This window comes from Empedobacter sp. GD03861 (genome assembly GCF_029840885.1).
Lineage (GTDB): Bacteria > Bacteroidota > Bacteroidia > Flavobacteriales > Weeksellaceae > Empedobacter > Empedobacter falsenii_B.
Map to the genome: position 1 here is coordinate 1 of NZ_JAOCDJ010000055.1, position 11336 is coordinate 11336.

The window sequence follows — 11336 nt, forward strand, 5'->3', positions numbered from 1 at the left end:
TTTGTTTATCATTAAGATGATATTTTTTTAATCTACAATAATCTTATTAGATTGATTTTTCGTTTTAATAATATAAACACCTTTTGTTAATTTATTCAATTTAACTTTAGAGTTATTTGTTACATTTTGAATTGTTTGGACTAATTGTCCATTGATAGTAAAAATTTGAATAGTTTCTTTATTTTCAATTCCATTGACAACAAATTCATGATTTTTAACTGGATTAGGATAAATAACTAATTTATTATTTTGTTTTTTAACCTCATCTGTTGCTAATCTTTCGTAACAAGTCCATGATAAATTATCGAAAGAAACACGGTTATTTGAAGTTTCATCTATCAACTCAATAACAACATCTCCTTCAATATTAATATTATCAATTTTTGTTGTTTTAGCTGTTTTAGAATAAGGTATTTGTCCTTTTACTTCTCCATTAATTTTTAATGTATAAAATCCATCAGAATCTGCAAAAGGAAGATATGTTTTTACTGATAAAGAACCTATTCCTCCAGAAATTGTAGATGATTTTAAATTTCCTTTTCTAATACAAATTGCTTTATTACTATCTCCATCGATATAAATTTGCTTGTCTGTTCTTGCATTTATTGCAGTCCACACAATTCCTCTATTCGACCAAGTTCTATCTGTGTAAGATGATGCTGGAGGTGTACTTCCTGTAGATGGAATATTTTCAAAATCCTCTGTTCCACAGCTTGTTCCTTCTCCTGAACCTCCTCCTATATTAGATTCTTTTGTTGTTACTTGAATTACAGTACTATTATCCGATTTATTTCCAGCTACATCTTTTGCTACAACATAAAAAGAATAAGTTGTCGAAGGATTTAATCCAGAAACTGTTCCGTTATTACTATAAACAGTTGTATTATATGTATTGTCTACATAAATATCATATTTATTAACACCTACATTATCTCTAGAAGCTGTCCAAGTTAACGACACACTTGATGATGTAATCGTTGTTGAAGCTAAATTTGTTGGCACAGTAGGTTTTTCAGTATCCTCTTCAGAACCTCCTCCTTCACCAAAAGATTCTGGCCAATTATTTTGCGCTTTAGGACCTCCCCAAATAACAGTTGCTAAATATGGATTATCAATAAACGGATTTCTATTTCCTTGAACATTCGCTACAACATTATTTCTTTGAATTTCAAATTGCGAAACAGGATCTTCTACATTCCATTTCAAAAGAATATCAGGGAAATCTGATGAATATGTACTTGGTCCAAAAGTAATGTTAAGAGGTAAAGTTCGTTTGTCATAACGTACATACATATACATTAAAATTCTCGCAACATCTCCTTTCCATTCATCACCTGGATACCAACCACCACGACTCGTTTTCATTGCCATTGCTCCTACTCCATCATCAAAAAGCAAACTTCCACGAGTACTATTCAATGTGACATCAGCAGGACGTAAATGATGTCCATCTGATCCAGGTCCAGAAGTTCCTAAATTTGGTGTTCCTTTAGATTTTGCATAAACATGCTCTCTATTCCAAGATCCTGAAAAAGCACGACTTCTTTGATGTGTACCAGAACTCTGAGATCCATAAATCAACAATAAATTAGATGGATTTTGAGGATCGGCATCACTTGTTTGAAATAAATTTTTCAAACCTTCTGAATAAGAAACATTTTGCTTATGAGTATCAGTAATTAATTTAGCAAAATCATTTTTCAACTCATTCTTCGTTTTACTAAAATTAATGCTTGAATAATACGCAGGTGCTTTTTGAGCTTGTGCGAATAATGCTAAAGCAAATGATAAAAAAGTAAATTTCAATTTCATTTTAATAACAATTATTTGTTTAATAGTATAACTTCCTTGTTTTCATAAGAAAGCCTTAATGTGTAATTTTTCATTATCAAAGGAATTTGTTTTTCGAACTCCAAAAAATAGATTTTTCCAAATTGATAAAACCTCGCATTTATTTCTTCTTTCAAATATGTAGATGCAACATTAGCTTCTATTTCATTGATTAAAAATGGTTTTTCTAACCAACTTATATTTTGTTCTTCAAAAAAGAATACATCTGTAAAAAGGCCTGGATGATTTTTTCCTTGTCCTATAAAAATTCTGTTTTCGCGTTCATCAATTCCAATCACATAAACCGGAAATTCTTTTCCGCTAACATTTAAACCTTTTCGTTGTCCTATTTCAAATTTTTCTATTCCAGTATGTTCTCCCACAATAAAACCATCAAACAAAGAATAATTTCTTTGGTTTACCTTCCAAGAAAGTTCTTCTTCTTTTGATTGAAAAGATGGTTTTTCCATATTATAAATAGAAGAATTTTTTGGAATTTCTACAATTTGACCTATTTTCACTTCAATTAATTTATTTGTTTCTTTCCAAAAAAGGAAAGCCATAAATATAGAATGTTAATGTTAACTAAAAGTTAAAAATAAAATTTTCATTTTTAAACTATTAACATCTTATAAACAAAAAAGGGATTTCTAATTGAAATCCCTTTTTTGTATTTTAAAATCTTTTAATGACTATGCGTGTTAGCTTCCCCAGCTGAACCTTCACGATCATATGAACAACAAGAAGGTAAATTTCCGTACACTTTTTCTTCTGCACGTTTATTATCAGTATCGTGACCAACCGCTACTACAGCGTTTTCTACATCATCCACTTTACTCTTTTTCTCATTCAATATAATATGTAAATTTTGCGTATTACTATCCCATTCAGCAGATTTTACACCTTTTACACCATAAGCTGCTTTTTCTATACGATCTTTGCATTGCCTACAATTTCCTTTAACGTGTAAATCGTGTTTTGCATTTTTATTTTGTGCTTGTGCGCTAATTCCTAAAGTCGCAACCAAAGCAAAGGCTAATAATTTTTTCATTATTTTATATTTTTTATGATTTTTATTTTAAACTAAATCTTAATCCAGCGTAATACATTTGTCCAAAAATTGGCGCATAAACAATCGAACTATCGAAATTTGAACCAAAAGGATTATCTGCTCCTAAAATTACGCGATGTTGTTGATAATTCGTTACATTTTCTCCTCCAATATATACTTCAAAACGTTTTGAAAAAACACGTGTAATCTGGAAATTAATTGTCCCAAATGGATTCGAATATTCATTCAACTGATTTTCTGGTAAATTATCTGATGTATTTGGTAAACGCTGTTTTCCAATCCAATTATACGTTGCATCAAAACGCCAATTTTTACCATTTCTTTCGCGTGTTTCGTATTCTAAATTTGTAAAGAAACGATGTTTCGCTTGCAACGGACGTTCTAATTTTCCTTTTTCATAATCTGTTGCGATATCGTAATATTTATAAGATGCTCTAATTTTGAAATTTGTGAATGGATTATAATTAAAATCAAATTGGAACGAATTTGCATACGAATCTCCTTCTAAATTATAAAATCTTACTTGACGAGCCAAATAATCGATATCAGTTACGATTTGATTTTGAAAATCTGTTCGATAAAAATCTGCTGTAACATCTGCATTTTTACCAAATAATTTAAATTCTTGTGTTACGCTAAATCCATAATTCCATGCAATTTCTGGATCTAAACCATATATTTTTCCATTTCCATCGCCCAGAATATTAAATTGTCTTGAAGATGCAAATAAATTCTGATTTTCTGCAAATATATTATTGATTCGTTTTCCGCGACCAACCGACGCTTTTATTGTTGTTCCTTTTACTGGCATATAACGCGTATGCAAACGCGGTGTCAAGAAAAAGCCCATTCGATTATGATAATCTCCACGAAGCCCAGCAATCATATTGAAATTCTTCATATTATCAAACGTATATTCGAAAAATGCTCCTGCAGAATTATCAATTCGATCATAATTCGCATCCGTTGGAAGCGCTACAAATTCCTTGAATTTATCGTATGTAAAACTAGCTCCTGTAGAGAATTTATTTTTTGTATTGCTAATAATCGAACTAAAAATATAATTGGCATAAAAACTTTGTTGTTCGATATCATATTGATTCAATCCAAAGTAAGAATCTTGTTTATGATAGCTAAACGCCGTTTGTAATCCCATACTTTGATAAGGCATTTCTGGAAAAACATACCCAATTTTTGACGAAACATCCACACGATTTGTATTGATTTCTGACCCCCAATAATTTGTTGTTAATTTATCACGATCTTTATCAAAATCAACTTGTCCTGCTTGTTTTGTATCATTCAAATATCTTGCAGATAAAAATCCGACCCAACCTTTTTCTAAGTTTTGATATTGCCAACGATTCATTACATTAACTTGGTGTCCAAGCGGATTATCTAAAAATCCATCATCGTTCATATCATTCTTCGAAACGCGTGCATTTCCATGCATAAACAAAGAAGTACTCCATTTATCATTCAATTTTTTGTTCAAATGCACATTTCCTTCAAAACGAGAATCTGTCGAACCATAAAGATTCACAAACAACGGAATATCATTTGAAGGTTTTATTAATTCTGTATTAATCTGCCCAGAAATACTTTCGTAACCATTAATCACCGTTCCCGCACCTTTCGTCACCTGAATACTTTCTACCCAAGTTCCTGGCGTAAAACTAAGACCAAAAGCTTGCGAAGCACCACGAACATTTGGTATATTTTCTTCTGCAATCAAGATGTAAGGAGAAGTTAAACCTAACATTTTTATCTGCTTATTTCCTGTCACAGCATCCGAAAAATTGACATCAATAGAAGGATTTGTTTCAAAAGATTCGGCTAAATTACAGCAAGCAGCTTTCAACAATTCTTTTCCAGTCATTGTCGTCATATTGGTTGCAAACTTCGATTTTTTAAGCGAACTACTTGTATCACGAACCACAACTTCATTCAACGAAGTATCCCCAAAATGATCTTTTACATTGATGGTGATATTCTGAAATTCGTCTTTTAATTCCTTAAAAGTTGTTGTTTCATTGTCATAAAAAACACCTAAAATTGAGGTTGGTTGATAATTTTCGATCTCAAAGTTTCCTTTTTCATCTGTAATAACAGTAATATCTGACGATTGCCAAAACACTTCTGCTCCAACGATTGGTTGTTGATTTTGATCTGTAATTTTTCCTTTTAAAGTAGATTGTGCGTAAGAAAACGCAGCACTTAGTATAAATACTGAAGTGAATATTTTTTTCATTTTTACGATTTAAGGCTCAATGCCTATTTATTATTGTGTACTTGTTGATTAGATTTTCATCAAATACTTTAATATTTAGATAATAGCGTATTGTTTTCTGATTAATTTAATCAAAAAATAAACGGGTATTACCCTTCGTAAAATGTTAACTGAGAATTGAGTATATAATTTGGCGGTGCATTTGACGCAACATAAAAATCAAGGAAACTAGATTGATTGCTCACCTCTTCATCTTGAATCGGAATTCTAATTTGAAGAATTTCAGAAACTATAAAACTAATCGGAATAAGTTTTTGAATTTTGACAGTTTGCTTTTCTACAAACTTATCCGAATATGAAATATCCTTACAGCAATCATCTTTTTTAGATTTATTGTTTTCCGGTAATTCGCAATGTTTTTTTTCTGTTTTTGGAGGACAACACGAAGTAGAAACTCCCATTTCGTGCGAATTATTATCCAAATGATTCAACTTCACTTGCTCCATCACTCCTTGACAAAAGTGCATAGAAAATGCGTAGCTAAGATTTGAAAAAATCAAAACCACCGACAAAACATACTTTATGTACTGTTGCATTTTCATGTTGGACAAAAATAAACAAAAAATTCAAATCAAAATAAACTGAAATTTATATCTTTTTCCAAGTTTATTATAGAATTTTCAGTTTTACTAAATCATCTTTTCGGTTGCTTGTTCATCGGAATATTAATAATTCCAGAACCATTTACCAACGATTTATCGTTTTCGTTAACAACTTTCAAAACGACTTCAAAATTTTGCCAATCTATCCCTTGCAAAGTCACTAAACCTGTTGCTTTATCAATCGATTTTATTTTAAATCCTTTATCAGGAAAATCTTGTCCATCGACAATCGGATCAAAATCCAACCCAACTTCTGGCTCAACTTTAAAAGCAGAATCTTGCACAAATTTGTATCGATCTTTAAAACTTTGCGTCAATAATTCATTTTGCTTGATATACTCATCTTCGTTTATTTTTCCAATTGTATCCATGATATAATCAACATAATTATTCATAAAATCAAGCGCAACATTATAATTAACATCCGATTCTTTAACCGAATCTTTCACTTCACTTTCAATTTTATTTTCTGTTGATGAACTAGATGAATTATTAGAATTACAACTTGTAACAAAACTTAATAATAGAACAGGAAGAATAATTTTTTTCATAGGGTTATCTTTTTTTTATGATTTAAAAGTATGTTTTTTTTTGATTGAAATTGAAATAAGTCGAATAATAAAATCAATCATTTTGTTAATAATCTTCTCAAAAAATAGAATAAGCGATTAAAGCCTTACGATTTTATCAAAATATACCTCAATAGTCATCAAAAATCACTAAAATTGCACTTTAAATAAGAACACACAATTAATTATGTCAGAAGATATTTTCAAGAAAGTAGTTTCTCATGCGAAAGAATATGGTTTCATTTTTCAATCGAGTGAGATTTATGATGGATTATCAGCCGTTTACGATTATGGTCAAAACGGAGCTGAGCTAAAAAATAACATCAAACAATATTGGTGGAAAGCAATGGTACAAATGCACGAAAATATTGTCGGCATTGATTCTGCTATTTTTATGCACCCTACTACTTGGAAAGCTTCGGGCCACGTTGACGCGTTTAATGATCCTTTGATTGATAACAAAGATTCTAAAAAACGTTACCGTGCCGATGTTTTAATTGAAGATCATTGTGCAAAAATTGAAGGTAAAATCGAGAAAGAAGTTGCAAAAGCTGCAAAACGTTTCGGTGATGCTTTTGATAAAGATCAATTTGTTGCGACAAATCCTCGTGTTGTAGAATATCAAAATCAAATCAATACAATTTTAGCGCGCATGGGAAAATCTTTGGAAAACGAAGATTTAGATGATGTAAAAGCTTTGATTGAAGAATTAGAAATTGCTGATCCTGTAACTGGTTCTAAAAACTGGACAGAAGTTCGTCAATTCAACTTGATGTTCGGAACAAAATTAGGTGCAACAGCTGATCAGGCAATGGATTTATATTTGCGCCCAGAAACGGCTCAAGGTATTTTCTTAAATTACTTGAACGTACAAAAATCTGGACGTATGAAATTACCTTTCGGAATTGCTCAGATTGGTAAAGCTTTCCGTAATGAGATTGTTGCACGTCAATTTATTTTCCGTCAACGTGAGTTTGAACAAATGGAAATGCAATTTTTCGTAAAACCAGGAACTGAGTTAGATTGGTACGAAAAATGGAAAGAAACACGTTTACGTTGGCATCAAACATTAGGTTTAGGAAATGAAAATTACCGTTTCCACGACCACGAAAAGTTAGCGCACTATGCAAATGCTGCTGCTGATATTGAGTTTAAATTCCCATTCGGATTCAAAGAATTAGAAGGAATTCACTCTCGTACAGATTTCGATTTGAAAGCTCACGAACAACATTCAGGTAAAAAAATTCAATATTTCGATAACGAAACAAACGAATCGTACACACCTTACGTGGTAGAAACTTCTGTAGGTTTGGATCGTATGTTCTTAGCAGTTTTCTCAAATTCATTGAAAGAAGAAGTTTTAGAAGATGGATCAGAACGTGTTGTATTATCTTTACCAGCTGCATTAGCGCCAATTAAAGCTGCTGTTTTACCATTAGTTAAAAAAGATGGTTTACCTGAATTAGCGAAAGAAATTTTGAAAAAATTACGTTTAGATTACAACGTAATGTACGAAGAAAAAGATACTATCGGTAAACGTTACCGTCGTATGGATGCGATTGGAACACCTTTCTGTATCACTGTTGACCACGATTCATTAAACGATAATTCTGTTACTTTACGTTACCGTGATACAATGGAGCAAAAACGTGTTAATATTAATGAGTTAGCTCAAATTATCGACAAAGAAGTCAACATGAAATATCTTTTTGAACAATTATAAAAAGAATATCTTCTCAATACAATAATACTAAAGCTCAGAAATTTCTGAGCTTTTTTTATTTTTATTAAAATTTTTAACAATTTGGCAAAGCTTTTGATTTTAATTGGAAATATTAATCTAAAAAAATACAAATTATGGGCTTTATTATTAACCTTTTGGTATCAGCATTAGTTGTTTTCGGACTTGCTAACATTTTACCTGGAGTATCTGTGAAAGGATATGGTTCTGCGATCATCGTTGCACTTGTTATTGGACTTTTAAACGCAGTTGTAAAACCAATTTTAAACTTTATTAGTTTACCTGTAACAATCTTAACATTAGGATTATTTTCTTTTGTGATTACAGCAATCATTATCTTATTAGCAAGCGCAATTATGGGAGATAGTTTCCATGTTGACGGATTCTGGTACGCATTATTATTTGGTATTGTTTTAGCGGTTGTCAATTCTTTAGTTGGAGGAATGATGGGAGACTAATTTATACAAATTACTACATATAAAAAGCTGTCCAAATTTGGACAGCTTTTGTATTTTATAAAGGTTTATTGAGGATAAAATTTTATTTGCTCAAAAATATAATTATCATGTTTTCTAAGAAGATCAACCAATTGTTTCAATTCGGACTCTTCCCATTTATTCTGAAACATTTCATCATGAATCAACACAACTATATTATTCTTTGTAAAGGTTTTATTTGATTCTAATTGATTAACAATTTGTTTATAAATCGCTTGAACAGATTGCACTGGTGTTCCATCTTTTGCATGATGCGCCCATTCCAAATCCCAACCAATAACTTTATATCCTAACTTCGCTAAACCATCAGCCGTTTGCACTCCTGAAGCTCCATCATTCTTCGATTTCCCATCCAATCTCCACATGTTTCTTCCGGGTAAACGAACAATTTTATCTTGTAATTTTAAGGTCGATTGATTTTTCAAAATATCCGCAACCGACGTTTGCTCGTTACTATAAAACTTTTTGTACTGATCATTTGCATGCGTCCAACTATGATTACACTCTTCGATATACGGATTATCTTCGTAATATTTAAAATAATCCGTCATTGTTTTATTTTTTTCCACATGTTCTCCAACAAGAAAAACAGTCACTTTTAACTTCTCATTTTTGAAAACCTCATCAATATTTTCACTTCCATTCAAAGGTCCATCATCAAAAGTTAAATAAATATATTTCTTCACAGAATTACTTGCTTTCTGCGCAAACAAACTTGTCGAAAAGCTTAATAAAAAAACACTCAAAAGTGTCATCAATTTTTTATTCCATATCATTTAAGGTAGTTTTTAATGAATTAAATGTATGAAAGAAATTCTATTTTTTATATTTTTCTAATGCTTTTTCTAATCGTGTTTTGATTCTTTTTTTCACTAATCTTGGAGCAAGAATTTCTATTTCTTCTCCAAATCCTAAAAGTTCTCGTTCCAACTCAAAATTATGTACAACTTCTATCGAAAATAAAGTTCCTTCGTCCGTCACTTCCAACACTTTTTGCGTCGCATGAATTGGTTTTGTCACCACATAGGGCGCTAATTTTTTATTCACACGAAAAACAACACGCTGCTCCCTTTCTTTCACACTTTTCGTTACGCCAATCGCATTGTTATAATACGTATCAAAATTAATTTCTTGCTCATCTACAAAAGGTTCATTTGCCAATTCATAAAACTCAACAATTCTATCCAAAGCCAACGTATACAAATTTTTATCTTTTCTCGATTTAGCCAATAAAAACCAGCGATTACGGTATTCTTTCAACAAATACGGATAATAAACTTGTTGTTTTGGTTCTTGATTTTTTGCTTTGAATGATTGATACGAAATCAACAGAGGTTGCTTCTTCACTATTGCTTGATACAATCGATTCAAATGCTCCAAACCTTTTAACAATGGATTTTCCTCAAACTGAATATAATTTGGTTGTTGATGCGTTTGTTTGGATAAATTATTTTCGAGACGCGTAATAATCTCGTTCATATCATCAAAATAATTAAACCCATTCAATTGTTTCATTACCGAAATCACTTCTTTCATTTTATCTAAATCAGCAGAAGAAACTGGTGAATTATGAATCGAATAGTCATGATCTTCATATTCATAAAACTTTTTTTCTCGAACAACAATTGGCGCATTATAACCCAATTTATCACTTCGCATCACCTGAATGTCGCCCTGAATTGTACGTTTCGAAACACCAGAAGTTATTCCTTCATATTCATACAAAGCTTCCGAAACTTTTTCTATCAAATCTTCTAATGTCCATTTTCTGAAATGATTTTGAAGACATTTATCAATCGTTTGATAACGTATTAATGCAATTTTATTGGTTGCCATGGTTGATTTCTTTGTTCAATACTACAAATTTCAATTCAAAGTACGCAATCTATTTGCGTAGAAATTTTTATTTCAACTTTTATTCAAAATATTTTCAATATAAAATCCTCTATTCATCATCATTTACAAATTATTTCGAAAAAATATTTTATTGCGCAATTCATTCGCACACTTCTACTCCAACTTTGTCAAAGGTTTAACAACCAAACGATTTTAATTGTTCCTTGACAAATGTTTCAGTATAGCATTGTAGTAGAAAATGCTTCATCACTTCTATTCTGAATAATTAAAATCCCAATGATGCACATGGGTTCGAATCCCATTTTCAATTTCGATTGGAATAGCTAAGCGGTATAGCAATCATTAATGATGGGTCGTAGGTTCGATTCCTACTTTCAGTAAACTGAAATAACTCAGTTGGTTAGAGTAATCATTAAAATCAGACTTTTAATCTGTTTTTTATCGCCCGAAAGGGCACCATTGGAAACAAAAAAAGCTAAAAAGTTTTCTTTTCGAATAGAAAGTTTATTTCGTAGAAATAAATTTGAAATAAGATCAAAAACTTGCTTAAAACCTGAATTTGAAACTTTAGTTGATGATTGATTTCAAAAGTTTAAACTAAAAAATCAAGTCAAAATGATTTGAAAAAAATGATTAAAACAAGAAATCAAAATAAGCTGCTCAAACTTCAAATTCCGTTTTAAAAAAGAAAAATGATTTAGCTTTTTTAATTAAAAAATTTAGAAAAAGATTCTTCGATAAACTCAGAATGACAATAATTCGTCAATTCGAGTGATTTTTCGAAATGAAAATAAAGAAAAATTGTATCGAGAATAGAATTAAAAAATAGTCATCCTGAACTCGTTTCAGTATCTCATAATAAAGATTCTTCGACAGGC

At 30.9% G+C, this 11336-nt stretch carries 10 protein-coding genes; 2 read left to right on the forward strand and 8 right to left on the reverse strand.

The features are described 5' to 3' along the window. Nucleotides 1-27: 27 nt before the first annotated feature. The 6 genes from N5D03_RS13985 to N5D03_RS14010 form a co-directional block, all read right to left on the reverse strand. The gene (locus N5D03_RS13985; protein ID WP_280048973.1) at nt 28-1812 is read right to left on the reverse strand and encodes an endonuclease; all 1785 of its coding nucleotides are present in this window, start codon (nt 1810-1812) and stop codon (nt 28-30) included. Nucleotides 1813-1823: 11 nt separating this feature from the next. Continuing rightward, a complete protein-coding gene (locus tag N5D03_RS13990) occupies nt 1824-2393 on the reverse strand; it encodes a tRNA methyl transferase PRC-barrel domain-containing protein (protein WP_115001257.1) in 570 nt (189 codons plus the stop codon). A gap of 122 nt (nt 2394-2515) precedes the next feature. Then, nucleotides 2516-2881: a cation transporter gene (locus tag N5D03_RS13995; RefSeq protein WP_115001258.1), complete on the reverse strand. Its 366-nt coding sequence runs from the start codon at nt 2879-2881 to the stop codon at nt 2516-2518. A gap of 22 nt (nt 2882-2903) precedes the next feature. Continuing rightward, nucleotides 2904-5153 carry a carboxypeptidase-like regulatory domain-containing protein gene (locus N5D03_RS14000; protein WP_115001260.1) on the reverse strand — a complete coding sequence of 750 codons (2250 nt, stop codon included), beginning with the start codon at nt 5151-5153 and terminating at the stop codon, nt 2904-2906. A gap of 128 nt (nt 5154-5281) precedes the next feature. After that, nucleotides 5282-5728, reverse strand: coding sequence for a hypothetical protein (locus tag N5D03_RS14005; protein ID WP_280052004.1), 447 nt, complete (start codon nt 5726-5728; stop codon nt 5282-5284). A gap of 98 nt (nt 5729-5826) precedes the next feature. Then, nucleotides 5827-6345: a hypothetical protein gene (locus N5D03_RS14010; protein ID WP_280052005.1), complete on the reverse strand. Its 519-nt coding sequence runs from the start codon at nt 6343-6345 to the stop codon at nt 5827-5829. Nucleotides 6346-6550: 205 nt separating this feature from the next. On the opposite strand from N5D03_RS14010, the gene N5D03_RS14015 reads away from it, so the two are divergent. Further along, complete coding sequence (locus tag N5D03_RS14015) at nt 6551-8086, forward strand: glycine--tRNA ligase (RefSeq protein WP_115001265.1); 1536 nt, start codon at nt 6551-6553, stop codon at nt 8084-8086. A gap of 134 nt (nt 8087-8220) precedes the next feature. Then, nucleotides 8221-8562 (forward strand): phage holin family protein, encoded by a 342-nt coding sequence (locus N5D03_RS14020; RefSeq protein ID WP_280045984.1) that lies wholly within the window; start codon nt 8221-8223, stop codon nt 8560-8562. A gap of 65 nt (nt 8563-8627) precedes the next feature. Here the strand turns inward: N5D03_RS14020 and N5D03_RS14025 are convergent, their stop codons facing one another. Together N5D03_RS14025 and N5D03_RS14030 are read right to left on the reverse strand one after the other, a co-directional pair. Beyond that, entirely contained in the window at nt 8628-9377 is a 750-nt protein-coding gene (locus N5D03_RS14025; protein WP_280052006.1) for a polysaccharide deacetylase family protein, read from the reverse strand. Nucleotides 9378-9417: 40 nt separating this feature from the next. After that, nucleotides 9418-10437, reverse strand: a complete 1020-nt coding sequence (locus N5D03_RS14030) for a WYL domain-containing protein (RefSeq protein WP_115001268.1) — start codon at nt 10435-10437, stop codon at nt 9418-9420. Between the last annotated feature and the right edge of the window lie 899 nt (nt 10438-11336).

Excerpts from the sequence above, each read along its gene's own strand:
- N5D03_RS13990 (WP_115001257.1), bottom strand. The coding sequence starts at position 2,393 with ATGGCTTTCCTTTTTTGGAAAGAAACAAATAAATTAATTGAAGTGAAA.
- N5D03_RS14030 (WP_115001268.1), bottom strand. The coding sequence starts at position 10,437 with ATGGCAACCAATAAAATTGCATTAATACGTTATCAAACGATTGATAAA.
- N5D03_RS14000 (WP_115001260.1), bottom strand. The coding sequence starts at position 5,153 with ATGAAAAAAATATTCACTTCAGTATTTATACTAAGTGCTGCGTTTTCT.
- N5D03_RS14010 (WP_280052005.1), bottom strand. The coding sequence starts at position 6,345 with ATGAAAAAAATTATTCTTCCTGTTCTATTATTAAGTTTTGTTACAAGT.
- N5D03_RS14025 (WP_280052006.1), bottom strand. The coding sequence starts at position 9,377 with ATGATATGGAATAAAAAATTGATGACACTTTTGAGTGTTTTTTTATTA.
- N5D03_RS13995 (WP_115001258.1), bottom strand. The coding sequence starts at position 2,881 with ATGAAAAAATTATTAGCCTTTGCTTTGGTTGCGACTTTAGGAATTAGC.
- N5D03_RS13985 (WP_280048973.1), bottom strand. The coding sequence starts at position 1,812 with ATGAAATTGAAATTTACTTTTTTATCATTTGCTTTAGCATTATTCGCA.
- N5D03_RS14005 (WP_280052004.1), bottom strand. The coding sequence starts at position 5,728 with ATGCAACAGTACATAAAGTATGTTTTGTCGGTGGTTTTGATTTTTTCA.
- N5D03_RS14020 (WP_280045984.1), top strand. The coding sequence starts at position 8,221 with ATGGGCTTTATTATTAACCTTTTGGTATCAGCATTAGTTGTTTTCGGA.
- N5D03_RS14015 (WP_115001265.1), top strand. The coding sequence starts at position 6,551 with ATGTCAGAAGATATTTTCAAGAAAGTAGTTTCTCATGCGAAAGAATAT.